17 protein-coding genes are annotated in these 26,171 nt (G+C 50.9%); 9 read left to right on the forward strand and 8 right to left on the reverse strand.

What is annotated here, in order from left to right:
* Positions 1-62: 62 nt before the first annotated feature.
* Together HRU79_03845 and rpe are read left to right on the forward strand one after the other, a co-directional pair.
* Complete coding sequence (locus HRU79_03845) at positions 63-599, forward strand: hypothetical protein (GenBank protein ID QOJ25826.1); 537 nt, start codon at positions 63-65, stop codon at positions 597-599.
* A 43-nt stretch (positions 600-642) separates the two neighbouring features.
* The gene (gene rpe / locus HRU79_03850) at positions 643-1,305 is read left to right on the forward strand and encodes a ribulose-phosphate 3-epimerase (GenBank protein ID QOJ25827.1); all 663 of its coding nucleotides are present in this window, start codon (positions 643-645) and stop codon (positions 1,303-1,305) included.
* A 53-nt stretch (positions 1,306-1,358) separates the two neighbouring features.
* Here rpe and HRU79_03855 read toward each other — a convergent pair whose 3' ends face one another.
* Together HRU79_03855 and HRU79_03860 are read right to left on the reverse strand one after the other, a co-directional pair.
* Positions 1,359-2,192 carry a DUF2520 domain-containing protein gene (locus HRU79_03855; GenBank protein ID QOJ25828.1) on the reverse strand — a complete coding sequence of 278 codons (834 nt, stop codon included), beginning with the start codon at positions 2,190-2,192 and terminating at the stop codon, positions 1,359-1,361.
* A complete protein-coding gene (locus HRU79_03860; GenBank protein ID QOJ25829.1) occupies positions 2,185-3,693 on the reverse strand; it encodes a cysteine--tRNA ligase in 1,509 nt (502 codons plus the stop codon). Before HRU79_03860 ends, HRU79_03855 begins: the two co-directional genes overlap by 8 nt.
* A gap of 208 nt (positions 3,694-3,901) precedes the next feature.
* Here HRU79_03860 and HRU79_03865 point away from each other — a divergent pair, with 208 nt between their 5' ends.
* Positions 3,902-5,425: an FAD-binding oxidoreductase gene (locus HRU79_03865; protein QOJ25830.1), complete on the forward strand. Its 1,524-nt coding sequence runs from the start codon at positions 3,902-3,904 to the stop codon at positions 5,423-5,425.
* On the opposite strand, the gene HRU79_03870 is transcribed toward HRU79_03865, so the two are convergent.
* From HRU79_03870 to HRU79_03885, 4 genes are read right to left on the reverse strand one after another with little or no spacing between them, the layout of a single operon-like run.
* Positions 5,422-6,684: an imidazolonepropionase gene (locus tag HRU79_03870; protein ID QOJ25831.1), complete on the reverse strand. Its 1,263-nt coding sequence runs from the start codon at positions 6,682-6,684 to the stop codon at positions 5,422-5,424. The two genes, HRU79_03865 and HRU79_03870, sit on opposite strands and share 4 nt — an antisense overlap.
* Positions 6,684-7,016 (reverse strand): hypothetical protein, encoded by a 333-nt coding sequence (locus HRU79_03875; protein ID QOJ25832.1) that lies wholly within the window; start codon positions 7,014-7,016, stop codon positions 6,684-6,686. Before HRU79_03875 ends, HRU79_03870 begins: the two co-directional genes overlap by 1 nt.
* Positions 7,006-8,145 carry a mannose-1-phosphate guanylyltransferase gene (locus HRU79_03880; GenBank protein QOJ25833.1) on the reverse strand — a complete coding sequence of 380 codons (1,140 nt, stop codon included), beginning with the start codon at positions 8,143-8,145 and terminating at the stop codon, positions 7,006-7,008. The genes HRU79_03875 and HRU79_03880 overlap by 11 nt, the downstream gene beginning before the upstream one ends.
* Entirely contained in the window at positions 8,142-9,164 is a 1,023-nt protein-coding gene (locus HRU79_03885; GenBank protein QOJ27258.1) for an aspartate-semialdehyde dehydrogenase, read from the reverse strand. The genes HRU79_03880 and HRU79_03885 overlap by 4 nt, the downstream gene beginning before the upstream one ends.
* Positions 9,165-9,226: 62 nt before the next feature.
* Between HRU79_03885 and HRU79_03890 the strand changes: the two genes are divergently transcribed.
* From HRU79_03890 to HRU79_03910, 5 genes are read left to right on the forward strand one after another with little or no spacing between them, the layout of a single operon-like run.
* Positions 9,227-10,027 carry a phosphatase PAP2 family protein gene (locus tag HRU79_03890; protein ID QOJ25834.1) on the forward strand — a complete coding sequence of 267 codons (801 nt, stop codon included), beginning with the start codon at positions 9,227-9,229 and terminating at the stop codon, positions 10,025-10,027.
* Position 10,028: 1 nt separating this feature from the next.
* On the forward strand, positions 10,029-10,832 hold the full coding sequence (locus HRU79_03895; protein QOJ27259.1) for a carbon-nitrogen hydrolase: 804 nt from the start codon (positions 10,029-10,031) through the stop codon (positions 10,830-10,832).
* A complete protein-coding gene (locus HRU79_03900; protein ID QOJ25835.1) occupies positions 10,829-12,211 on the forward strand; it encodes a UDP-N-acetylmuramate--L-alanine ligase in 1,383 nt (460 codons plus the stop codon). Before HRU79_03895 ends, HRU79_03900 begins: the two co-directional genes overlap by 4 nt.
* Positions 12,212-12,232: 21 nt before the next feature.
* Positions 12,233-14,344, forward strand: a complete 2,112-nt coding sequence (locus tag HRU79_03905; GenBank protein QOJ25836.1) for a peptidylprolyl isomerase — start codon at positions 12,233-12,235, stop codon at positions 14,342-14,344.
* Positions 14,328-15,638 (forward strand): peptidylprolyl isomerase, encoded by a 1,311-nt coding sequence (locus HRU79_03910; GenBank protein QOJ25837.1) that lies wholly within the window; start codon positions 14,328-14,330, stop codon positions 15,636-15,638. The genes HRU79_03905 and HRU79_03910 overlap by 17 nt, the downstream gene beginning before the upstream one ends.
* Positions 15,639-15,658: 20 nt before the next feature.
* Here the strand turns inward: HRU79_03910 and HRU79_03915 are convergent, their stop codons facing one another.
* Both HRU79_03915 and HRU79_03920 read right to left on the reverse strand, forming a co-directional pair.
* The gene (locus tag HRU79_03915) at positions 15,659-17,566 is read right to left on the reverse strand and encodes a hypothetical protein (protein ID QOJ25838.1); all 1,908 of its coding nucleotides are present in this window, start codon (positions 17,564-17,566) and stop codon (positions 15,659-15,661) included.
* Positions 17,567-17,607: 41 nt separating this feature from the next.
* On the reverse strand, positions 17,608-20,607 hold the full coding sequence (locus tag HRU79_03920; protein ID QOJ25839.1) for a hypothetical protein: 3,000 nt from the start codon (positions 20,605-20,607) through the stop codon (positions 17,608-17,610).
* Between the two features lie 312 nt (positions 20,608-20,919).
* Between HRU79_03920 and HRU79_03925 the strand changes: the two genes are divergently transcribed.
* The gene (locus HRU79_03925; GenBank protein ID QOJ25840.1) at positions 20,920-26,169 is read left to right on the forward strand and encodes a hypothetical protein; all 5,250 of its coding nucleotides are present in this window, start codon (positions 20,920-20,922) and stop codon (positions 26,167-26,169) included.
* The last annotated feature ends 2 nt before the right edge of the window (positions 26,170-26,171 follow it).

Below are 26,171 nucleotides of genomic sequence, written 5' to 3' on the forward strand. Positions count from 1 at the left end.
AGGCAAAGCTATGATGCCGACAATTCACGCAGGGAGAAATTCTTTCTGGTTATTTTTCGGTCATGCGAATATGTGTTCTGTTGTGTATGCTTCTTGCTCTGCCATTGCGGGCTCAGACTGAGCTGGGAACCAGCAGTGCTCCGTCCAATGCCTGGGGCCTGGTATCTGTCCACCGCGTATGGCTGCCTCAGGATAACAACCGGCATAACGATGGGTTTGGTTTTTGCTTCTTTAGCAGTATTGACGATGACAGGCGCTGGTGGGCCGGGTTGAATTTTATCACAACGGGTATCCGCAGGCGGGATGCGATGGCATTGGAAGGGGGCTTGGGCGTATGGCTGGCCGGGACGGCACGCCTTGGCGCTTTTTCGTACCTGACAACAGGAATGGGTGCGTCATCAAACTCCGGTCTTGCCGGCTTTGACTTTTTCACCGATCCGTCAATGACGTTCGGATGGGCATCACAGGCCGGCATCGGTGCATGTGCCGAGATCACGTCCAACATTAGGGTTCAGGCAACAGTGGTTGGGATGTGGTTCACTAACGAGGGTGTTACGCCCTATGGTTTGCAGCTTGGGATCATTACCGGCGGTCCGTAGCACTCCATGTTTTGCTTTTTTACTATTTAACTTTTACCTGAGCATGATCTATATAGCCCCTTCACTCCTCTCGGCCAACTTTGCTGCCCTGGGTGATACCGTTCGGCAATGCGAAAACGGCGGTGCCGATATTTTACATTACGATGTGATGGACGGTCACTTCGTACCTCCCATCACTATGGGGCCTGCCATCATGAATGCAGTACGGGAGGTATCGGCACTCCCTGTAGATGTACACCTGATGGTTCAGAATGCCGACCATCAGGTTGAACAGTTTGCAGCAGCGGGGGCATCGTGGATAAGTGTACATGCCGAAGTGTGCAAACACATCCATCGCACTCTAAACCGAATCAGGCAACTGGGCTGTAAGGCAGGTCTGGCTCTGAATCCGGCTACACCACTGGATTTTGCGTTTGCGGCAGCCGAGAGCTGTGACTTTATCCTGCTTATGAGTGTAAATCCCGGGTATGGTGGACAAAACTTCATCCCGTCATTCCTGAACCGTTGTTCCACACTACGATCGTGGCTTGATACTCATGGCATGGGTAACGTTCTTATCGAGGTGGATGGTGGGATTAAAATTTCGAATGCTAAAGAAGTTGTGAATGCAGGCGCTCAGGTACTTGTAAGTGGCAGTGGCATTATGCACGGCGATATTGCAAAAAACATCAGCGCCATGCGTGATGCAATTGCTACTGTTGTTTAGTTGTTGTATTCTTGATTTTGATCACCGGTTTCTATTCTGACGCATCAGAACGTTCATTGTTCACGGATAAACTTCAGCAGATGGTTGCGGATTTCTTCAGTTTGTTCGTTGGTAAATCTGTCCGACAGGCTATCAAGCAGCCCCATGGCTAACACAGCGTACTGCTTCTGCTGAGCTCCGGGCAGAGCTTGCAGCTGACGCAGGACATCATCGAACTGCCCGCGTGCCAGCGGGCCGGTCACCGGAAATTCCACCTTGCCTTCACGGTTCAGAAGTGCCTCCCTCACGTTGTCAAGCGTGGTTTGAGCAATAGGCGGAATAAAGTCCTCCGGCGGTATCCCCACGTGATGTGCCAGTGAAACGGCCAGGTCAAAACATGCGTACAGCATATTACTTGCCGCAACAGCAACGGCATGGTACTGCAAACGCTGTTCCTGCGAGAGATGATGCCAATGGTGCATCTTCCCGCCCGTACGTTCAATAAACGTCCGTATTACCACCGCAGCCGCATCGTCAGCTTCAACACCCCAGCCAATACCGCTCACGTGAGTAGTCCGGTTATTCCGGAACGTCTGAAACGGATGCATTGCTGCCGTATTCCAGCCGCACTCCTGTAGTGCGTGAAGGGCGTCCGGGCCGTTGAGTCCGCTCACATGTGCAATAACAGCGTTGTTGCCATCAGGCAAAACCTTGGCAATGCGTTCGGCAACTAACCGGATGTGGGTGTCGGGCACAGCAAGTATCGTTAGCACATAGCGTGTTTGATCGGGTTTTAGCCATTGTTCAAACTGTGCATGTGAAACAACATCCAACACAAATGGCTTTAGAGCAGTGCCAACGGCACCGGCACCAATTACGACAACGTCACTCCGAAAATCACTACTCATTGAACGGCTCTAGTTTATAACCTTCCCTGGTATCCAGCACTGTCCACCCCATGGCCGATATTGCGTCGCGGAGGACGTCGCTGGCCGCCCAGTCTTTAGCGGCTCTCGCCTTCAGCCGCTGTTCCGCCAGGTTAATAACCTCCTGGGGTATGTTCACGGGGGGGCGGCTCTGAAATGTCCAGACATTAAAAACACCATTCACAAGGCTCAGTGCCGAAAGTATGCTGAGCGCCTGTTGTGGTGCAACTCCGGTTGCGGGATGTGAGCTAATAAACTGGTGAAGTTCGGCAAGAGCCCGAGGTGTATGTATATCATCGGCTAAAGCATTCATTACACCTTTCAACGGATTAGTTTCAGCAATGCCGGCTTTCTCAGGAGGCAGTTCGGCAATACCCGCACAATCAAGCAAATCCCAGATATACTCCTGAATCCGTTTTCGGGCAGCCGAAGCCCCCTTCAGTCCTTCAACGGTGAAGTTATAGACACTTCGGTAATGTGCCCCAAGCATGGCATAGCGGACATCCAGAGGGTTATAACCTTTTTTAATGAGATCCTGGAGTGTGTAGTAGTTGCCTGCTGATTTGCTCATCTTTTTACCTTCAACTTCTAAGAATTCATTATGAATCCAAAAGTTGCTCTGCCCGGCAAATGGCTGGGGCGTTTCTCCCGTACCATAATGGGCCGCACAGCACTGTGCCAGTTCGTCCTCATGGTGCGGAAATCTCAGGTCAACTCCACCGGTATGAATATCGAACGGCAGGGTTTTAAAAATGTCTTTCGACATTGCGGAGCACTCCAGGTGCCAGCCGGGCCGACCCCGAAGGTTTGTTCCATCCGCCCAGACAAAATCCCAAGCGGGTTCCCCCGGTTTATGCGCCTTCCAGAGTACAAAGTCACTCACGGAGTCACGGTCGTACTCATCGGCATCGATGCGCACACCTTCCTTAAAATTTTCGCGGTCAATCGTGTAAAGCTGACCGTACTCATGCTCACGGCTGTAAGCGTTCACATCAAAATACACTGATCCTTCACGGACGTAGGCAAAGCCTGCCTTATAGATCTCACGAACCATTTGCTGCATAGGTTCAATGTAATCCGTTGCACGAGGCTGAGCATAAAAATCTGTAATGTCAATACCAAACTGGCTAAGTGTGGTGTGGAACTGCCTGATATAGTACGCGGTAAACACCTTTAGATTTTCCATCGGATCGGTAGCCTGCACTCCCATTTCTGAAAGCCAGGCACCGCTGCCGGTTGCGGAATCACGTATTGTTTTGTCATCAATGTCGGTAATATTCATCACCCAGAGCACCGGGTAGCCGCCAATTACGCGTATTGTTCGCTGAATTACATCTGCAGTCAGAAACGATCGAAGGTTACCCAGGTGAACCACATTGTAAACGGTAGGGCCACAGCTGTACATGCGAACCTGTTCACCGTTATTTGGGGAAAGCCCGTCCTTTGTCTTTGTCAGTGTATTATAAAAGTTCAGTCTCATCATCAATAATACTTCTAAAAGTTGAAACAACCCGAATGAAACGGAGGCATCTTGTAGGATTCAGGTAATTCAGAGTACTTACATGGAACAACGTAAACACATTGTTTGTACATTTCGCACAAACTCTATCCATGTTTTGCTGCATTTAGTAGTTTACAACTCTGAACTCATACCTGAATCGTTACAATTTTATGATACTGCGGAGGAACCGATGAGAGAAAGTTTTACCACCGAAGAAACGGGACAATGGGTTAATCGTAACCACAGCATTTCGCTGTCGGTAGAGCGGCTGGTTGAACTTTGGCCGCCATACCCTCCCAGGCCAACAACGGTTCTTACCGATGTTCAGGCCACCGCCGATACGGTTCGCAGGCTTATCGGCCAGGTACGCAATGCAGGCGGCAGCATGCGCGCCTATGGAGGCGGGCTTTCATTGTCCGCCGTGGCTACCTCGCCACACCTGATGGTTAACACACGGCACCTGACCCTGAAATACCCGATAGATTACGGGTGCATGGATAGCAAAAGCTCATACCACTACTCTAACTTATTTTATTTTCAGTGCGGTACACTGCTGCCGGAGGTGTACCGGTACCTGGAAGGCAGGGGGCGGACGCTGCCTACGTCGGGTACGTGTACAAATCAGACGTTGGGAGGTGCGGTATCAACCGGCACACATGCATCGGCGCATCATTTTGGTTCGGTTAGCGATGCTGTTGTTGCTATACACGTTATAACAGGTCCGGAGCCCGATGATGTGTTATGGCTGGAGCGTGCTACTCTTCCTGCAGTTACCCACAATTTCGCAGACCGTATTGGTGCACGCCTGGTGCGTAATGATGATTTGTTTAATACAGCACTTATCAGCTTTGGCTCGTGCGGGTTTGTTATGGGCTTCCTGGTCAACACGATTCCGTTGCATAAAATCAAGGCTGTCCGACGAACCATTTTTGTTGGCTCCGGGCTGGATCACATCCTGCAGACGCTTGATTTTGACGCGCTGCACACATTTATCCCGTCCGTCAACTCTACATCTGTTAACGACGTAACATTCGTGGTTAATCCTCATAACTCAAACGGTACGGTGCACTGCACGGTGATGGAGCGGGTGGAACTCAATACGGCAACAATCCCGGCACCTGCAAACACCGACATTCGGCCGGGCACCAACATGCTTGGTGTTGTTGGGTTGGTGGGAAATACGTCGCCCGAGCTGATCCCGCAGTCGTTACACACCCTGCTGGATAAGTCGTACAAGGATGTGGGACCATTCGTGGATACACCGGTCGCCACCTACCGGCAACCAACGGTGTTTGGCATGGCCACCAGCACTGAGGTTGGCATACCATTACAGCACACTGCCGCAGTTCTGCATCTACTGCGTACCATTGGAACTCCGCTGCTGAACTATGCGGGCATCTTTGCTATTCGTTACATCAAGCAAACACGCGCCTTCCTGGGGATGGCACAATTTCCGATAACTGCTGTGATTGAACTGCCGGGTGTGAAGTGTCAGGGTACCCACGACTTCCACAAAGCTGTTTTTCATGCATTAAAATCTGCATCAGTGCCCTTCACGTTCCACTGGGGTATGGAAATGCCCGAAGGACCAGAAGCTCTGGTACACTATGGCGCAAACAAGGAGCGTTGGATAAAGGCCCGGCGAGAGCTTCTGGGCAGCAATCGTACGCTTTTTGACAATGATGTTACCCGGGCATTGGGACTGTCTGATTAAACAACCCGCCGACCGCCAATAAAAACACTGTCAACATGGTTGATTCCGTAATGATAAACGATGTCGGTATACTCGCGAACACCGAACACAACGATATCGGCATCCTTCCCCGGTTCCAGCGATCCTTTCCTGTTGGCAATGCGCAGAGCATGTGCACCATGCAGCGTAGCTGCGGTAATTGCCTCTTCGATACTCATGTGCAGCATTATACAGGCTTGTGACAGTACATGTTGCATATTCTCACTATAGTTACTTCCTGGATTACAGTCTGTTGCCAGTGCAACCACAGCCCCACTATCAATTATCATTCGTGCCGGTGGTGGCGGTAACCGAAGCGTATATGCCGTACCCGGCAACAGTGTGGCCACAACACCCGATTCTGCAAGTGCCACAACGTTCTCAGAGCTGATACATTCAAGATGATCTGCACTGTAGGCATTGTAGCGTGCTGCCATCGCCGACGCACCAATATTGGCAATTTCATCGGCATGAACATGTATTGCCAAACCCAGATCCCGTGCTGCCCGAAGAATCTTTTCGGACTGCTCCACCGTAAAAAACCCTTTGTCGGTAAAAACATCACACGCTGTGGCATATCCCTGCCTGACGACTGCCGGAAGCATGGTTTCAATGATTTCTGCTACATAGTCATCCGGAGTGTAAGGGGCTTGGGCTTTCCTGTACTCAGGCGGAACGTCATGAGCACCCAGGAAGGTGATGTGGACTTCTGACGGAACCTGCCGGCGTACCATCTCGGCAGCTTCCAACAGTTTCAGCTCGGCCTTGGTACTGAGTCCGTACCCGCTCTTAATCTCGATTGTTGTGGTCCCGTGCCGTAACGCCGAAAGGGCAAGGTTCGTTGCCTGTGCTGCTATCTGCCCTACTGATGCTTCCCGCACTGCATTCATGGTGGTCAGGATACCACCGCCTTCAGCTGCAATGTGTGTATAGGGGACGCCGGCAAGCCTACGCGAAAATTCATGTGACCGTGTCCCCGCAAACACGAGATGGGTATGCGAGTCCACAAATCCCGGGAGCACCGTTTTACCACTACAGTCCACGTGTTCTGCACCTGCAACAACATCGGGATAGTGCTCTTTTAATTGAGCAGTTTCACCAACAGCAATGATGTGCTCATCAAAAAGTATTGCTCCGTTCTTAATTAACCCTACCGATCCCATGTCATTTCCGGTTCGTGTATGGCTGCCGCCGGCACTGCATGTTACCAGATTTGATATGTTATGAAAAAACGTTACCATTACACTCCTTCTGCGCCCTTTTGCTGTGCGTACGCCCGACGTGTGACCAGTTTTTCAACCTGACGTGCAATGATGAGGTCCGAGATATTCTCGGCAAGATCTTCCGACAAACTCTGATTAAAAACCTCGTTGATACTATGCTCACTAACATCCAGCCGATAGAGGGCTGCCATCAGCTTCTCGGGGTTCTTTGTTAGCAGTTCGGTAATTCGCTCGGTTAAAATCGCCTTCAGCCGATGGACATCGGCATTTGAATTCTGCATCCCTGGGTCGGGCAGATCAAGTGCTACGGCAACCATGTGGTATGCTTCCGGGAGGTTATCAGATAACATCGGTACGTCCCTGCGAGCGAAGTTCCCTGACAACATCTCGTACCTGTTGTGCCTTATCACCTGCGCATACAAGGGTGGCATCGGGTGTTACCACCACGATAACATTCTGCACCCCTACAGTGGCAAGCACGTGACTACTGTCAGCCGCATTGATCAGAACGCAGTTTGTGCTCTCCACGTCGATTACGGTTCCCTGATGCACTGTACCGTTATCATTGGTGTTGCGTAATCTGTACAGCGAGTCCCAACTCCCAACATCGTCCCACACAAACCCTACCGGAACAACTGCAACGCTGTCAGCTTTTTCCATCAGTCCATAATCAATACTTACATTCGGCAGTGCAGTAAACAGGGCAGCCAGCCCACCTAATTCATCGCCCGCCGGTGTAGGCCCGGATGAAGACCGGAGCAAGCTCGCTAACGGCCTGATAGCATTACCAACATCCGGCAAGTGCTTCTGCATCTGTTCAATAAACACGTCAACCCGCCAGAAAAACATCCCGCTGTTCCACAGGTGATTACCTCCCCGCATGTACTCAAGGGCTTTGGGGGCATCCGGTTTTTCCCTAAATGCTTTTACCTGCTTTACAGGACTATCTGCTGATGTATGATCCTCAACCTCGATATACCCATATCCTGTTTCGGGACGGCTTGGTTGTACACCAAGCGTTACTAGGCTGTTGCAGCTACAGGCATGGTTTAGTGCGGTTTCTACATTCCGGCGGAACTCCGCCTCGTCACCGATAAAATGGTCGGCTGTGAGTACTGCCATCAGCGGATGCGCCTGTGCCTGAGTATGGCGCGCTTCAATGATGGCAGCCGCCAGCGCCAAACACGGAGCGGTGTTCCGCTTTGCAGGTTCGGCAACCACGTTATCAGCAGGAAACCATGGCAATTCATCCAGAATTGCATCGCGCAATGCTCCGCCCGTGATAATCAAAATCCGATCCAAAGGAATAACGGGCTCGATCCGCCGGATTGCTTCTTCAAGCATGGTTTGGCCGTCTGCTCCCAGCGGCAACAACTGCTTAGGCCGGTTGGCGCGGCTCAGTGGCCAGAAGCGCTCGCCTGAGCCCCCTGCCATTATCACGCCATATGCAGTACACATATCCGGGTCAACGTGGTTCATTCTGCGTTATCACTACGAACAGTTTGTAACTTTTGCAATAATTCCAAAATTTGTACTGCATTCGTTGCGGCGCCCTTTCTAAGATTGTCGGCCACAACCCACATCTGCAGGCCATGAGGTACCGATGTATCGCGCCGGATTCTGCCGATATGCACTGCATCTGTATTCTGTGCCGAGAGTGGGGTTGGGTAAACATCGGCCACCAGGTTGTCCACAACATTGATCCCCGGTGCCGAAGCCAGGAGCGCCCTGATTTCTTCAACCGGCGGAAGCTCGCTGTTAAACTCAATGCTTACGCTTTCGGCATGGCCACCGGTTACCGGTATTCGCACACAGGTTACTGCCATTGGCAATTCCGGAAGATGCAGAATTCGCCGGGTTTCGCGGACAATCTTGGCTTCCTCTTCGGTGACAGGTGCATCAGCCGGCGACGCTGGATCTGCAGTGTGGAATACGGTATTGTAAGCAAGGTTATGAGTGCTGATCCGGTTGGTGGCGGTTCCACCTCCAATTTCGGTTTCGAGCTGGCGGACTCCCTTCTGTCCGGCGCCGCTCACACTTTGATACGTGCTTACAACAACGCGCTTGATGTTAAATAACCGGTGCAGCGGATGCAGAGCCACCACCAGCTGAATTGTGGAGCAATTCGGATTGGCAATTATGGAGTGATGCTGTTCTACGTCGAGCGGATTAACTTCGGGAACAACAAGGGGTACATTACCGTGCATACGCCAGGCACTACTGTTGTCAATAACGATACAACCCGCCGCAGCAGCTATGGGTGCATACGTTTTACTGATGCTTCCACCGGCACTGAACAGTGCTACGTCAACACCCTGAAACGAATCAGACTGAAGCGATTCTACCGTGTACGGAATTCCGCCTACGGCTATTACTTCTCCTTCCGAGCGAGAGGATGCCAGTAGGCGCAGCGACGAGAATTCCACATTGCGCTCGTGCAGTACGGCGCACATCGTTCGGCCAACCAGTCCGGTAGCTCCCACAATTGCGATAACCATGTGCGAAGTTACACCAGAACGCATGTTGCAGCTGACGTCCCGGCTTCAAATCTTATCCGGCAATGCAGGTAAGAGCTGCATATCGTCCTAAATTGCAGACTGTGTTCCCGGCATTCCAAACCATACCACCACATTGTTCCTACGGGCTTCGTACAGGTCTTGGCCTTAGCATCCTGTGTGCACTGTTCCTGCAGGTGCAGACGCAGGCGCAACAGGACAACTGTACTGCTGCGTCGTGGGAAGCCGGAATCGTACGTGAATTTAACCGGCATAACGATGAAACCACAATCGGCGCCTCGAGGGCAGTGAGTGACGCCCTGCTGCCGGTGACGTTTGGCGTCCCCGCACTCCTCTGGCTGGGATCAGCAGCAACCGCCAATACCAACGGGGCGGCAGCACAGCGTTACGCTGCCGAGACGGGTCTGCAGAGTTTTGTCACACTTTTAACGGCATACGGCACAAGCACCATAATGAAGTATATCGTTACCAGGGAGCGTCCGTTTGCCGCATATCCCAACTGCATTACAGGGTACGAGAAACCAACCGATCCATCGTTTCCCAGCTCGCATGCTGCCGGAACAGCGGCCCTGGCTACGGCACTGTCACTGCGCTATCCTGTATGGTACGTTATCGGGCCATCCGTCCTGTATGCCCTTGCCACAGGGGTCAGCCGCATGAACCTGGGCGTCCATTACATCAGCGACGTACTCACCGGTTATGTGATTGGTGTAGCAAGCGGCATTTTAGTAAACAAACTGAATTCCACACTCTTCATGGCTGCAGAATCCGTCCTCCCAGGGCATCAGGCTGTTATAGTTTCACCATCGTCAACACACCTGCTTTCAATCGTTATTCAGCTTTAGAATTATGTTGCTCTCCGTTGTTCAATTTACGCCCCAATACATGGCCACCGACGTTAACCTGGAGGCCATGGCCGACATCATTTCAACCACAAAAACCGATGTGATCGTTTTCCCGGAATTAAGTACCAGCGGCTACTTTATGCAAACGACTGACGAGGTTAGAAGCGTTGCACTCCACCGTTCCGACCCCCGCCTTACTTCGCTCGTCAACCGTGCTGCTGTACAGAAAAAAGTTGTTGTGTTTGGCTTTCCGGAAAACAACGGTCTTGACCGTTTTTTTAACAGTGCTCTTGTAGGGGGCTTGGGCATACCCGAATACGTGTACCGGAAGACGCATCTGTTTTACAAAGAGCAGTTAATCTTTACCCCCGGTGATTCCGGCTTCCAGGTTGTACAGATACCACAGCACGATTGTAATCTGGGTATTATGATTTGTTATGACTGGCGTTTTCCGGAAAGCACCCGAACCCTTGCCCTCCGTGGGGCCGATGTTGTTGCTGCACCCTCGAATCTGGTCACCGAGGTATGGCCGATGGTGATGCCGGCGCGGGCACTGGAAAACAAGGTTTTTCTGGCTGTTGCCAATCGCGAAGGAACGGAAACCAACAATGCTGAATCGGTCCATTTTAACGGATGCAGTACCATTTACAGCTATAACGGACGCGCACTTACCACTGTCGAGGCTAATGCCGGCACCGGAACTCATGTTTTGACTGTTGAGATAAACCCTGCCGATACCAGGAACAAGAGCTTTAACGAATTCAATAACGTTTTTCATGACCGGCGACCGGAGATGTACGAATGAATTTCTCTTCTATCCGGCACATCCACCTTGTTGGTATCGGTGGTATTGGCATGAGCGGTATTGCCGAGATCCTGTTAAGTCAGGGCTTCACCGTCAGCGGATCAGACGTTGTCCGCAGTGATACCACAGACAGGCTGGAAGACATTGGTATTGCGGTTTTCATCGGACACGCTGGTACGAATATTCTGGGTGCTGACCTGGTTGTTTATTCCAGTGCCGTAGCCCCTTCAGAAAATCTTGAAACTGTTGCAGCCACCCATGCCGGCATACCCATTATCCGGCGGGCTGAAATGCTCTCGGAGTTATCCCGAATTAAATACTGTCTGGCCATTGCCGGCACCCACGGGAAAACCACAACCACCAGCATGAGTGGGCTTATATTGATGAAAGCCGGTTTCGATCCTACCGTCATCGTTGGTGGCCGACTGCGTGGATTGGGTGGCAGCAATGCCCGCCTGGGCCACGGGAACTGGATTGTTCTGGAAGCCGATGAGTATGATAGATCGTTTTTGCAGCTGCTTCCCACCATTGCCATTATTACCAACATCGAAGCCGACCACCTGGATATTTACAACAACCTGGACGAGATTAAAACTGCCTTTGTGGAGTTTGCCAACAAGGTACCTTTTTACGGAACAGCGTGTGTGTGTATCGATGACCCGGGCGTTCGGTCAGTTCTTCCTTTGATCAGCAAGGTTACCATTAGCTTTGGTCTATCCAGCGATGCCACAGTTCGAGCCGTGGATCTTGTGTATTCCGAACGCTCCAGCACGTTTACGGTTTTGTACCGTTCAGAACCTTTGGGGAGCATCACGCTGAACGTTCCCGGTGACCATAACGTACGCAACGCCCTGGGTGCCATCGCTGCAGCCCTTGTTTGCCAGGCCCCCTTTGAGAAAATCAGGGAGGCACTTGCCGAGTTTACGGGCGTATATCGCAGGTTCGAGATTAAAACCGAGACGGAATCCCTGATGGTGGTTGATGATTATGCCCACCATCCTACCGAAATTCGAAGTACCCTGCAGGCTGCGACTAACGGCTGGAAACGGCGAATTGTTGTTGTTTTTCAGCCACATACGTACACCCGTACCCGCGACCTTGCCGATGAATTTGGTAACAGTTTTGGTCAGGCCGACGTTTTGATCGTTACCAATGTGTACGCTGCAAGGGAACAGCCCCTCCCGGGTATCACGGGTGAAACCATCGTTAGAGCAGCCAAGGCTGCCGGACACTTCAACGTACTGTATGCTCCAACCCTTGATGATGCAACCAATATCCTGCAGACGGTGCGGAAGCATGGCGACATGATTATAACACTCGGTGCAGGAAATGTGTGGCAGGTTGCCCAACGTGTTTCGGCAGAAACACAATTCCTTTAATCTTAGTCCGTATTTTTGGCAATGCGTTACATTTTCCTTTCTACGGTGCTGGTTTTGGCATCGTTGGGCACAGCCCCGCTTCAGTCACAACACAACAAGTCAGCCCGGAGCACGACCTCCAAAACTCAGAATGATCTTTCAAACCAGGTCCTTGCTACCGTCGGCGCCGAAAAGGTCACCTATGCCGAAGTACAGAGGGCATTTCAGAAAAACCTTTCACGCCGGGAAGTCCCGTTCAGCAGCGTACCACGGGATACCGCCCTTGAATTCCTGAAACTCTATACCAATTACCGTCTGAAAGTAGCCGATGCGTTAGATCGCGGCATTGATAAAGACGAAAATGTTCAGGCCGATATCGCCAATAACCGAAAGCTGCTTGCGGAAACCTGGTATCTTGATAATGCCTTTGTAAACAAGAGGGTTGCTGAGCTAGCACAGCGTCGGCTTGACGAAATTAAAATGTCGGTTATCCTGTGCGCTGTCCACAAACCCAATGACGACCGATGGGATACCACGCAGAGCAAGGCCAAGGCAACAGCATTAATTGCGATGCTTAACCAGGGAGCTGATTTTGCCAAACTGGCCCGTGATTCATCCGATGATAAGGAAACGGGTGCAAAGAGCGGACAACTCCCGTGGATTAGTGGCGGTTCCATCATTAAAGCCGTCGAAGACGAAGCCTATTCGCTCAAAACCGGTGCCTACTCGGTTACCCCGGTCGAAACACGGTTTGGCTACTTCATCATTAAGGTGAACGACAGGGGACCCCGAGATATCGTAAAATTCCGGCATATCCTGCTACAGGTAAAGGAAGGTCGTGACAGTAACGCCACAAACGCCCTGGCTGACTCACTGATTACAATCCTGAAAGCCAAGCCAGCGCAACAAGAAAAACTTTTGAAAGCCCGTGGACTTGATTCAAAGGGCGATGTGTTTGAAACCCTGGCTAAAACGTACAGCGATGATGACGCCTCCGCACCGCGCGGCGGATACCTGGGTGCTCCGTATTCCCGGTCTGCCGGCTTAGAAAGCAACAACTCTCACCTGATCCCTGAATTTGAGGATGCCGTGTTTGCACTCCGTGATGGTGAAATTTCAACCAAGGTACACACCATATATGGCGTACATATCATACGGCGCGACTCAACAAAACATACGGATGCAATAGCCGAAACCGATAATGCTAAAAAAACATATCGCCGACTCTATTTTGAAGACGACAAGCGTCAGCACTACGATTCGCTGAAAAATGCCTGGGGATACCACTGGAATACCGATGTGTTTAATACGCTGATGAATACGATTGATACGACAAAGAACTCCAGCGACACGTCATGGTGGAAAAAGATTCCCGACGATCAATTACCCAAAACCATCTACAGCTACCCAGCAGGCGGGTTAACTGTAAAAGATCTTACCGACTCCATGCACATTCGTATGGATATGCGGGGATACACACTCAACAGAACCGGCTTCGAACGGGCAGCAAATAAAATTACCGATCCAATACTGCTGGAACAGGCAACACGAAACCTGGATAAAGCCGATCCCGAGTTTGCCGCACTTATGCGTGAGTTCAATGATGGCATTCTGCTCTTTAAAGTTGAAGAGCAGGAAGTCTGGAGTAAACTAAAATTCGATACTACCGATGCACGGGTGTTTTTTGATTCTACCCGCTCCAGATGGATGACTGATCAGCGATATGTTGTGTCGGAGATATTTATGCTTACCGACAGTGCCGTCAACAACATTCAGCAACAGCTGCTGGCCGGTGCAGATTTTACAACCCTTGCACGCACACACACGCAGCGTCAGGCTATGCGCGAAACCAGTGGCAAGTATCCGACAGCGCTATCACCCAAGACCAGTGCCATTGCACGCAAGGTGGAAGAGCTCGGGTTAAAGGTTGGACAGATTTCTTCACCGTTCACGATCGATCGCGGGACTGCAATAATCCGTCTGGACGCTATTGAGCCGCCACGGCAGAAAACATTCGAAGAAGCAATGTCAGAACTGGCACCAGCGTACCAGGACCAGCTGCAAAAGAAACTTACCAACTCCTGGCTCGACAGTGTCCGGAAGCGTCACACAGTTACACTTAATCAGAAAGCCATCAATGCCATCTGGCGTTAATCTGTTTGTTAAGGGGCTTTGGCTTACCTGCCTTACGTTCGCTGTAGTGAACCCGGCTGGCATTCGTGCACAGGATGCCCTAGACCGAATTGTTGCCATTGTTGGCGAAGAAATCATTTTAAAGAGCGATATCGACGGTCAGGTCTCGATTATGGCTCAGCAAAATCCCGGTGTCGATAAAAGCAGCCCAAACGTGCGTCAGTTTGTTCTTGACCAGCTTATCAATGAAAGGCTTGTCCTGGCCGCTGCCGTTGAAGACACAAACATCGCTGTTACCGATGAAGAGATTAGTCAGCGTATGGAGCAGCAGATTGCAATGATGGTGCAACAGTTCGGGTCAGAGCAACGGATTGAACAGCTCTACGGCATGAGCATGACCAGAATTCGTCGTGAATTCAGGGATGAAATCCGGAAGCAGCTTCTGGCTCATAAAAAGCGGGAAGCAATGTTTGGCGACGTGAAAGCCACCCGTAATGATGTAGAGCGGTTCTATCAGGAGTACAAGGACTCTCTGCCCATCATTCCTGACCGTGTTGATCTGTATCACATCGTGAAGTACGTTAAGGCAGGCGAACAACAAAAGAAAGAAGCCCTTGCGCTTGCCCTTGCCATACGTGACTCAAACGTCAGACTTGGCGTAGAGTTTGAAAAACTGGCGCGCAGCCATAGCGCCGACCCCGGCTCTGCTGAAAATGGCGGTGACCTGGGCTCGGTGGAAAAGGGCAAGTTTGTGCCCTCCTTCGAAGCGGCTGCCTTTGCCTTGCTGCCCGGACAGGTATCTGAGCCGGTGGAAAGTCCGTTTGGTTACCACATCATCGAACTTGTGAGTAAGACGCCAACCAGCATCCACTGCAAACACATCCTGATTAAAGTAGGCCAAAGCGAGGAAGACAAAGCCGAAATCAGGAAACAACTCACCACACTGAAAGGTCGGGCTGAAAACGGTGAGAATTTCGAGGATCTGGCAAAAGAGTTTTCGGAAGAGCGCGAAACACAGGGCTTTGGTGGAGCCATGGGGCAACTGGACGTCCAGCGACTGCCACCTGACATGAAGAAGGTTGTAAACGACCTTGCCGATGGAGGGATTAGTGACCCATTACCCTATTCAGCCGATCCCACAAAACCGGGATATCACATTATTTACAAAAAGCGTTTAATCCGCGAACACCGGCCATCACTTGAATACGACTATAAGGCCATCGAACAAATGGCCGTGTATGCCAAGAAGCAAAAGCTGGAACAAGCGTGGGTTAGCGAACTTCGGAAAACCAAGTACTGGGAAGTGCGGGATTGATTCAGCACTGTTGGTAGATACTACCAAATCTTACCAATTGTCAGCCTGAAAATATTCTCAGTATAGCTGCCCCCCAATACAGGTGGAATTACGCTTTCATTAAAGATATTGCGTTCCACCCGTAAATCAATATCGGCATAATCGCCTAACTGTGCCAGTAACGACAGGTAGAACCCGCTGCGCGTTCCATACATACTGTCAAAAGCCAGCGTTACTCCGCCACTCGTGCTAAACGATTCGCTTATCGCGTAGGCAGCAGCTCCGTCAACAGTAACAATTGACGTGGCATCCTCCAGCGGCATTTTTTGCACGATATATCCCAGACCTGCCGACAGTGTTAGCGGGATAGTAAAACTCAGGCTCTGCGAAAGGTTAGCCGACGTGACAGAATAATCGTTAACATGGTTCTTGGTCTCGGCATCCTGACGGGTGAGGGTTAATGTGGTATTGGCCCCGAATGTTCCCAGCCGATACGCATGGCCGGTAACAACTGACCAAATCACCGTTTCGTTCCGGTACTGCAGGAATGTATCTCGTGAGTTATTAACCTGTGTGTACGGCGAATATGACAAGCGAATAAACGGCCATGTCCTGATGTTTAACCCAATGTTAGCCCCCCAGCTTGACAACGTGCTCGTAGAGCGCTTGACATCTGCAAGATTATCTTCATCATGGCGTATAAAGGCACCAACACTTAACTGTCGTTTCCAGAACTTCTGGTCTATTCGTGCATCGTACCGTATATAGTCTGTTCGAAGGTTGGGGACTCCCAAGGCATTGTACCCTGCACCGATTCGCCTGATTTTGGCAACAAGACGCGTTCCCGACGATGCCAGGTTCACTGTGGTACTGCCGGTAAAAGCCCAATCGATGTACGCACTCACCGAGCTGTCAATAAGTGTATTTAAAAAGTCAGGGACCTCGGGGCTGCCAATTCGGGGCGCACTCTGGTCACCCTCGGTGAGCGATCCGGCAAGCTCTGCTTCGAAGCTCCAGATACCCTTTACCGGTTCTGACCGGACGCTGAAGCTTGAGATATAATTCCGCTGAGGTGTCTTGGTTACCCCGCTATCGGGAAGAGTTAAACTTAAAGCATCATCAGTTGCATACAGGCCGGTAAAAATAAAATGGGCACCTGACTGCCGGCCAAATCCTAACCGGCCACCGTACAGTTGTCTGCCAAAGTCACTATTGTCAACGGTCCGAAAAACCGTCGTATCAATACGAATACTATCCACTCTATACAATGGCCGCTGGGTTGTACCGGAAACACCGGCAATGTAAAAAACACCACCCGGATTCCACTCGCCCCAGCCACCCGAGACTCTGGCACCCGACAGTGTAAGTGGCGAGAATGTTGGGAATACCGTACCAAATCCTACGGTCGGGAGTTTTTGCATAAAATCTTCTACGTCCGACATCAGGCCCATTTCCTGCAGGACTGAGGAGTAATTTGTAATATCGCCATTTGCCAATTCACGCATTTCCTGAATTTTGCGATATTGCTCCAGCTCCTTCAGTTTTTCCGGATCGTACGTACTCAGGGAGTCCTTTATTGAATCATACCGGTCAAGCAACTCACCCGCTTCAGAGCGTGCATACGCTTCGAGCATGGTTGTTGCACGCTGGGCAACAATGCGTTTAATTGCATCCGGATCAAGTGTTACCGAAAAGGCATTGATATTTTGCCGGATATCCCGCTGCTCGGAACTTACCAGAAGATTTGCCGTTACGGGAAGTCCGTACAGTGACAACGTGGGATTAAGCTCTGCCCGCCAGATGTCGGGCGGCTGTTCCTGAAACGTACCCTGGCGTGACGACGCCTGTCCTAAAATCCGATAATTACCTGTCAGCCATACCGGTGAAGCTCCGCCCTTGGCTCCGAATGAGAACCACTGGCCATTGGCAGGGCCAGAAGTCAATGCCATCAGCAGGATGCTAACAGCACACCCCAATCGTTGGCTGCTGGTCACTTGGTTGCTAACCGCTCAACGCGTAGTGGACCAATTGCCGGATTCAAAGGCACAGGGACAAGGTTGATGATATTACCCTCGCCTAACTGACCAAACGAGTTGTTACCCCACGTCCACAAACTACCGTCAGCCAGTACTGCCATTGCATGGGCGCCACCGGCAACGATTCCCTGAGCCCCTTCTAAGCGGGCAACCTTAACCGGCTTAAACTTACCAACGCGGGTACCGTCGCCCAACTGTCCAAGAACATTATTCCCCCATGCCCATACTACACCGCTACTGTCCAGTGCCAGTGAGAAACCGTCACCGGCAGCAATGGCGCGAATATCATGAAGATCAGGAATAATCTTGGGTTGTGCTCTGTCCTCCGTTTCACCATCGCCCAGTTGTCCGCTTGCATTACCACCCCAGGCCCAAACCTTACCATCAGCATTCAGGGCCAGGCTGTGGTCGAACCCTGCTGCAACAGCAACAAAACCATTTATTGCACCTTTTCCGCCATACACAGGTTGGTAGCCAGGGAATGTGACTGACGTTGGAACCGTGGTATATGCCTCATCATCAGATGCACCGGTCTGGCCATGACAATTATTACCCCAGGCATACACCCTGCCCATGTAGTTCAGCGAAAGGGTATGCCCTTCACCGGCTGCAATATCAACAACCCCTTGTAGCTTAGGATACAATGCAGGTACAGATAAATACACTGAACTATCAATCTGGTTAGTAGTTGGGTTAATGTGTAAGTTGGCAGGGAACCCGCACGCATAGGCTCTGTTCCAGCCCCACACATAACACTGCCCCGACTTGTTAATCGCAACAGTATGGAATGGTCCGGATGAAACCTTCACAACATTCGCCACACCAGGGATCGTGGTGGGAGTGGACCTTCCGTTTTCATCCTGCAAGCCTAATTGGCGGAAGTTGTTTCTGCCCCAGCCTTTGAGTACGCCCTTCTTATCAACTGCAAACGAATTCCATACTCCGGCTTCGAGTGACATGACCTCTTCAAAGTCCGTAATTTGTTTAGGTTCTTTCACAACGCTTCCAAAGCCACCCCGAACCACGTTAAACAAATTATCGCCCCAGCCCCATACCTTACCCTTATCAGTGATTTTAGCCAGTGCAGAGGCATCCAACACCGACTTGATCCCTTTATCCATTTCAACATCCGAAAGGTCTGCAACCTGGATATTATCGGTACTCACCGCCCTCACCCCACCAAAACCGCCGGCTACACCACCAACGGTTCCTCCTATCATCGGCTTAGCCTCGCTACCAGCATCTACGTCGTTGTCTGCAGACTGTCCGCCTGTACCGCCTGTCTGGTAACCGCCTAACGGTTTATCCTTTACCTTGGCAGATTGCATCGCAGCCCCTGCACCAAGGACAGAAGACGCCGTATGACCCTTTTGTGCCGGCGATGTTTCATTAACCACCATCACACCTTGAATGGCGATATCGCCTGCTTTTACCATTTCAAGATTATCAAGAAGACTGCTTTGCAGTAGTCCTGCCGGTTTGCTTGCAGGCGTACCAACTAAGCTGTGGCGTTCTCCGGCCGACATAACCTGAACCGGATACTTCACCTTGTCCAGTTTTTCCTTGTCAAAAAACTTAAAATCATCAACGTTAACATGTCCGATTTCCGACGAGTCAATTACCAGTATTCTTGCGTTTCGATTCAGGTATGGCAGCACATCCCACTCTACGGGAGTAAACCGGTCGCTGCTTGCCGCGGCGCTCATTGGTGTTGAATTGGCAATAAACCAGGTAGAGCTGGATCCCGGCAGTGTACGTTTTTGAAAACTAAATGTATCCGATTCTATACGCTCGAGCAGCAGTTCTACACGACAATTCTCGTTGGGAACACCACCGAACAGAAACGATATGGTACTGTTTTGAATCCGGAAGTCAACGCTAATCATCGTCCCTTGCGCTTTATCCGAACTCAACTGTCCATAGCTGCTAACCCAGTATTTCCCCTGAGGCCCTACAGCTCCAAAAACCGGATGTTTATCAAGCACGGGGTCATCGAAAAAGCTTTCACCCTGGACTTCCCAGCATCCCAATGTTCCAATTTCAAAGTCCCAGTTCTCTCCAGGACATTCATCGCTTTTCTCCAGAGACTGATTGTTCTTCTTTTGTGTTGGAACCACAGCAGTGACATCTCCGCCATCTCCTTCGCCAAACGGCTCATAGGTAAACCACCACACTTCGCTTTCGCCAAGTGGTACAACCATGGTACCCCGTTCTTCGTATGCTTCAACCTTCCAGGCATACTTCTGCCCCTTTACAAAGCTTCGGCTTGACACCGGATACTGGATGAGCGTTCTTTCAAGATTACGCTGTGTGAACCATGCCGGATTTCGGGTCACCGCATCTTCCGGCGTTTGTCGTCCAAGAATTTCGGCAACTGTGATTTTATATTTAATTCGCTGACCTGGTCCGGGAGGCACCGAAGCCATCCACGTAAACACCGGAAACTTATCGGGAACAGCCGACTCATCCACCGGGGAAATCAGAATCGGTGCCGACATCCGGTTTACCGTTGTGAACTTACAGTCGAACCCAACCATCTGCTGGGTTTCCACCTCGTACGCCTCCACACAGATTTTGTAATCGCCTGTAGGGACGTTCCCGGTGGTAAGAAGTGCATCACGGTAACGCGGATTGGACTGATCGTGTGTAATTGGCGAAATACCAGCGGCCGTCACCCGAAAAACCCCGGGCGGTACATCGAACTCGGCACTATGGGCCTCGGCAACAATACCATCGGGCACCGACATCTCTTCGGCTGTCCCGCGCAGATAAATTCTAACCGTCTGCCGCGACCTGTTTACCAGCTCGATTTTCCATAGATCAGCAATCTTTACCTGATTCATAGGGGGCTGGGTAAGCCGCACATCAACCAGAACCGGCTGAGCCACCAGTGCAACTGCAGTCATGACAAGGCCGGCAACAATACTTGCTATGTTTAATAAATAACGTTTCATAGCACACCCCAGATAATTACAATTACTTCCCGATGCAAGAGCGAACATAACGAATTTGTGGTTGCATCCTTTGCGTGTTACAACTACTACAGGCGAAATATTAATACATCACCTTTTTTTATCACAAACGCTTACGAAGAGGCCCGGGAATTGTTCCAGAACAAAGCGATAGTAGACAAAAACACATCCGAATTACAGCGCTCCGGACCCGGGCCATGGAATTTTGTCAGCACCAGATCAGCATTGATAAAAACTGGGAACTTTTTTGCAAGTTTAAAGCGTATATTCACGCAGATTATTCGGGGTTGACTTATGAAACGTTTGCTTTCGTTTTCAAATCTTGTTCGCAACAGTACGCCCGGTGTGGCAGCGGAACCGGTAAGGCTCTCAGGTGTTGCACAATATCCCGGCAAATATGCGTTGTCACGCCGGCAGGCGCTGGGCATTGCCGGGACCTTGTCGCTGGCAGCGGCACCCTTGGCATCAGCCGTCGGACAGCTTTTTGCTGCGCGCTTCAGTATGGTCCGGCGCAAACAGCTTGTTGCATTTCAGGTAGCCGGTAAGGACAGGTGGGTTATCAATCCCGCAAGCTTCGATGGCACGCCGGTACTCACGGTGCAGGAGAGCAGTAACGCAATTCAACTTCAGCTACGGTCTGCCTTCTTCCCCGGTACAACGATACCTGCCGACTTCACGGCCGTTATCGAAGGAACCACAAAGTCCTCCCTTACGCTAACACTCAATAAGCTTAACATCTCGTTTAAAGCCCCTTTCGTACCCTGGCTGCTTGATCAGGATGTCCCCGAAGTAGAGGTACCAAAAACACTTAGTATCGTCTGTGGCAACGCCGGCATTACCATTGGTTCCGGAGCGCGGTTTCAAATGCGTCCGTCGTGGACGCTCTCGGCCAAGGGGACGGTGCGTGCTGAGGTCCATACAGCCGCTGGTACAGCAGAACGTAACGCTGTTCGAGCCGATATTCAGCTTAACCCAACGCACTCTATGCTGGTTCCGGCTGCCAAACTTGCCAGTCTGGTACGTCTGCACCGTGGTAACAACAGCTGGGACGTCCCTGTCCATGTTGTTGACACACCAAGCTGGGACGTGGTAGCCCACAACGATGCGTTTGAAACTCTCACCATCGAATCATCAACCGACGACCGTCAGGCCTATCTTTACGAAGGCCCAACCGACGGCAAGGTTGCCGTGCATGTTCACGAACTCAATGCAACACTGCCACTGCGCAACCCGCGGTATGGTTATGGTATTGGTGCTGACGGAGTGCACGAGGCCTTTGTTGCCAATTACTCCGAATCACCCAACTGGGTGATTGTTGGCGGAGTAAGCCTGGAGCTCTCGGATCGTGCGGGTATCCCGCCGCTTCAGCTTGAGCGTGTTGGCAACCGCATTACCAAGTGTGTGGTTGCACCCGGGTTGCGGCGATATACCATCCCGATTGACGGAACGATTACCCAGCCAACGGTTACCAAACCAGGCGTTCACCTTGCCCTTATGCCAGCTGGCGTATATGCCATGGCATTGCCTAAACCATCGTACTCACTTGCATCGCTGCAATTGGGAACCGGTACGCTAAATAAAGGAGAACTTAAGGTAGGCGGACAGAATATCCAGAATGTGGAAATGGCTTCCGACGATGCCGCAAGCAGCGTGAAGGGTATTGGCAAGGCAAAAATGAAGGCCAAGTACAGGGAGTTTGGTCCCAAGTTTGACCTTACGCTACCCGGTAATCCGGTTGTTACCGTGATCCGTCCTGATGACCTTGTTGTACTCTCGTTCGAATTTGCGGGCCTCACCATAAACAAAGGCGCCGGCACCTTTGGAGGAACAGGCAAACTCATTGTCCACTTCCAGCCGCAACATATTGCTGAGCGCGCATTCTTTTATGTAAACGGACCTGACAAACCCGCCAATCCCAATCCACCACTTCCGCCAAGCGCCCCGAAAAACTCGGGTGTTGATGAGCCTATTGGTGAACCCCCAATCGAAAGTGTTCTTTCCAATCCCTCCCGCCTGGTTTTTACCACTCCTAACGGTTATTCGGGAACTTACTCTATCGAAGGACTGCTGGACTGGAGCAAATTCACGCTTCGGGTGTCGCCGAGTGCCAAACCACCTGAACCGGACTTTGCGCTGGCAATTATGCAGACAGCTTTTTTGGGGAAATACACATTGGCAGAAGCTGCCTTAGATCCCAAACCCGGCACCAGTAAAGCCAAGAAAAAAGTTGGAGGGGATTCCGGAGGCAGCAAACAATTCCAGGTCGGCTCGGCAAATCTGATGCTAAAGGGCTCCAAGGCGGCTGTAGCGAGTAACGTGAACTCCAAGGTTAAGGTCCAGTTTCAGGGTCACTCTGACTTCTCAAACATGTTTACTGAAACCTTTGCTGCGGGGTATCTTGCTGCACAGTTGGCTAAGCCCCCAATAAAGGTACCGGCATCCGACGAAACCGTTATTGAATATCCGTACAGGGTAATGTTGTCACCAAACGTGTACGCCGGTTGGTCACATTCTGCAAAGCCCAAAACCAACACTGAAAATCGTCGGACCGAACTGTGGCATACCCGCCTTGGCGTGAAACACAGTGACGGCACTGTAAGCGAGGAAGCCGCATACTTTAGGACCGTGCGGGCAATCTGGAGTCCCGATTATGGAACCGACTACCTGATGCCGGCAAAGTTTAAGGAACGTCCGTTCAGAACCTCACTCAACCGGCGGGATCGCCATGAAATTGTTCGCCTTACCAGCGATTACGACATGGCCACCAAGAATCTCCCCGTGAAGGTTAACCAGCTAATGCTCACGGCATTGGGGGCATGGGCCGACATGGCGGGTAACTGGGACCCCCTTGGACAGGACCAGCTTGACGTTGAAACATGGATTCAGCGCGGCACTCAGGGACGCGACCATTTTGTTCGGGTATGCTACAAAGGCTTCTTATTCCCCTTTGGCAACCGCGCCACCCTGGTCAAAGAAACAGAACGCAAGTTTGTTCGCACTCCCAGGGGGCACATGGCTGCCTATTTAATGCAGCGCCTGTACATCATCCTGCGTCAGCCGGAACGTGACCTGCCTGCCAGCGGTCTCGATGGTATGGAGTATATGGGAAGGGGCTTCCCATTCAGGAAAATTACAATAACAACAAAGACAACGCCTAACCTGTTTTCACCTGACCTTCAGCAAACGCCGGCTGGCTCATCACCTACATTGTCGATTGCACTTGGCAATGGCATGGGCAGCAATAGTTTGTGGCCGGTTTTCAGCAATAATGGTGTTAATCAGGATGTACAATGGTCATGCATTGGCCGCGACTGGGATAATAACGATATTCACTTTTCGGTTCCCCTGGCGTTTATCGCAAATACCGATGCCACGGGTGCCAACTGTCAGAACTGGATTACAAACAAATACAAGACTGAGACCGCACGGCGCACTGTTAACATGGCGGGACAGTCTATAGCCTATGCTCCATCAGCAAAAAAAGGCGATACGTCACTGCCAACGAAAAATTTTCTGCTGAATGGCTATTATGCTCCCGGAGCCGAAATCAATACACCAAGGTTCTTCCCCTCAATGCAGAAGAGTTCCGTTGTCATCGAGAAGGTTGCGGAACTCATGGGCACGAATGAACCACGAGAAATTGAGTACTTCCTATCCTATCTGAAGTATGCTTTTGAAAAGGGAACACCACCCGGACAGGGGGCTGCTTCGGTCAGCCTCGATGCGGTGAAAAATACTGCCCAGGTGTTCGTAAACCTCCTGTCGCCACTTGAAATGAATTTTTCGGCACAGTCCGATAAGTCCGGCGGCATAGCAGCACCAAGTATCGGGATTGGCGCACTCTCTCGGCTTATGGGTCCGATCCCGGGTGACTTCACGTTGGTCGGCAACTTCGCTGACGAAGCAGCCAAGATTGCGGCAATGGCTGACAAGCTCAAGAATGCGGTAGTTGCAGCAGGGAATTTTGATCCGATGCAGTACTTCAGCGACCTGCTGAATGCTAAAATTCTTGGCGATATCACGCTCCAGGATGTTCTCAGTTTCGTGATGGACGTGCTGAGCAATTTGGATAAAATGCCTGGTCTTGATAAAAAAGATGATTTTGGCATGGGCGACAAACTCAAGGAAGGAATGTCGAACGCCGATGTTGCCTCCATGCTGCAAGAGGTTAAGGATCAGGTTGACAAGATAAAAGATACTGCCTCGGAAATTGCTGATGGCGTTAATCAGGAAGTCAAAGAAGCCAAACAAGCAGCTCTGGATGTTGCCGCCAGCGTTAAAAATCAGATTGATGAAGCAGTATCGAAACTTAATTCTGGCGCCGAAGAAATTAAAAAGTATATCGAAACCGAGATTAAGCAGTGGAAGAAGAAGGTTGAAGATGCAGCCAACGAGCTGAAATCTGAAATCGAGAAGGCTCTTAAACCTCTGAAAGAAGCCGGTAACGAAGCATATAAAATGTACGAGGAAGCTAATAATGCCCTTAACATTCTCAAACAAGGTCTGAACTTGGTTTTTGAATGGCAGACGGAAATCAAGAGTACACCGGGTGACATTCTGGTGCCACTGCATTCCTCACCCTCCAATGATTCCGATAAGGCAATCCTGTACCTTAAAGCTGAAATAAAGAAGGGCCTGGATCTAAATCCGCCCGAAGTTCTGCTCTTTGGTTCAATCTCGAACTTCATTGTGAACCTCATTGGTACCGGTGCAGCACAGTTCCTGATTATTAAATTCAACCGCATCGCTCTCTCGGTAAAGATCGGCGAAAAACCAAGTATCGATCCGGATATCGAAGCGGTGGAATTTGCCGGCCCCCTCACGTTTATCAATAAACTTAAAGACCTGATCCCAAGCGGTGGCAGTGCCGGCGGCGTTGGCTTTTCGTTCTCGTTCGACGTTCAACCATCGGGGGTATCGGCTACACTTACAATTACACTACCCAACGTTACCGTTGGAGTGTTCTCATTACAGAACCTAAGCTTCCTGATGCGGGTTACCATCCCGTTTGACGGACGACCATTCTCGGCATATTTCGCGTTCTGTACCAAGGACAATCCGTTCCGCATCACCATCATGATGTTTGGCGGCGGTGGCTTCTTTGGTATCGAAATCACGCCTAAGGGTGTGCGGATGCTCGAAGCTGCCTTTGAGTTTGGCGGCAACTTCTCGTTTGACTGCGGCGTTGCTTCCGGTGGTGCCAGTGTCATGGCCGGGATTTACTACAAGCTGGAGATAAAGCAGGTTGATGGCAAGGACGTTGAGCAAAGCGAACTAACCGGTTACTTTAAACTCACCGGCAATCTGAGTGTACTCGGGCTGATCAGAGTATCGCTGCTATTCGAACTTAAGCTTACATGGCAAGGAAACGGGAAGGTATTTGGTACTGCAACAATCGAGGTTGAGATCGAAATCCTCTTCCTCAGCTTTAGCGTCGGCGTTACCGTGGAACGCCAGTTCAAGGGTGACGATGCTGACCCAACCTTTATTGACCAGTTCCCGGAACAACCTATGTGGCTGGAATATTGTAACGCATTTGCATAAGG

The organism is Ignavibacteria bacterium (genome assembly GCA_015709655.1).
Classification (GTDB): domain Bacteria; phylum Bacteroidota; class Ignavibacteria; order Kapaibacteriales; family Kapaibacteriaceae; genus OLB6.

What these genes read in the sequence shown, in the direction of transcription:
- HRU79_03845 (QOJ25826.1), top strand. Translation starts at nt 63, where the DNA reads ATGCGAATATGTGTTCTGTTGTGTATGCTTCTTGCTCTGCCATTGCGG.
- rpe (QOJ25827.1), top strand. Translation starts at nt 643, where the DNA reads ATGATCTATATAGCCCCTTCACTCCTCTCGGCCAACTTTGCTGCCCTG.
- HRU79_03855 (QOJ25828.1), bottom strand. Translation starts at nt 2,192, where the DNA reads ATGAGTAGTGATTTTCGGAGTGACGTTGTCGTAATTGGTGCCGGTGCC.
- HRU79_03860 (QOJ25829.1), bottom strand. Translation starts at nt 3,693, where the DNA reads ATGATGAGACTGAACTTTTATAATACACTGACAAAGACAAAGGACGGG.
- HRU79_03865 (QOJ25830.1), top strand. Translation starts at nt 3,902, where the DNA reads ATGAGAGAAAGTTTTACCACCGAAGAAACGGGACAATGGGTTAATCGT.
- HRU79_03870 (QOJ25831.1), bottom strand. Translation starts at nt 6,684, where the DNA reads ATGGTAACGTTTTTTCATAACATATCAAATCTGGTAACATGCAGTGCC.
- HRU79_03875 (QOJ25832.1), bottom strand. Translation starts at nt 7,016, where the DNA reads ATGTTATCTGATAACCTCCCGGAAGCATACCACATGGTTGCCGTAGCA.
- HRU79_03880 (QOJ25833.1), bottom strand. Translation starts at nt 8,145, where the DNA reads ATGAACCACGTTGACCCGGATATGTGTACTGCATATGGCGTGATAATG.
- HRU79_03885 (QOJ27258.1), bottom strand. Translation starts at nt 9,164, where the DNA reads ATGGTTATCGCAATTGTGGGAGCTACCGGACTGGTTGGCCGAACGATG.
- HRU79_03890 (QOJ25834.1), top strand. Translation starts at nt 9,227, where the DNA reads ATGCAGGTAAGAGCTGCATATCGTCCTAAATTGCAGACTGTGTTCCCG.
- HRU79_03900 (QOJ25835.1), top strand. Translation starts at nt 10,829, where the DNA reads ATGAATTTCTCTTCTATCCGGCACATCCACCTTGTTGGTATCGGTGGT.
- HRU79_03905 (QOJ25836.1), top strand. Translation starts at nt 12,233, where the DNA reads ATGCGTTACATTTTCCTTTCTACGGTGCTGGTTTTGGCATCGTTGGGC.
- HRU79_03910 (QOJ25837.1), top strand. Translation starts at nt 14,328, where the DNA reads ATGCCATCTGGCGTTAATCTGTTTGTTAAGGGGCTTTGGCTTACCTGC.
- HRU79_03915 (QOJ25838.1), bottom strand. Translation starts at nt 17,566, where the DNA reads ATGGCATTGACTTCTGGCCCTGCCAATGGCCAGTGGTTCTCATTCGGA.
- HRU79_03920 (QOJ25839.1), bottom strand. Translation starts at nt 20,607, where the DNA reads ATGAAACGTTATTTATTAAACATAGCAAGTATTGTTGCCGGCCTTGTC.
- HRU79_03925 (QOJ25840.1), top strand. Translation starts at nt 20,920, where the DNA reads ATGAAACGTTTGCTTTCGTTTTCAAATCTTGTTCGCAACAGTACGCCC.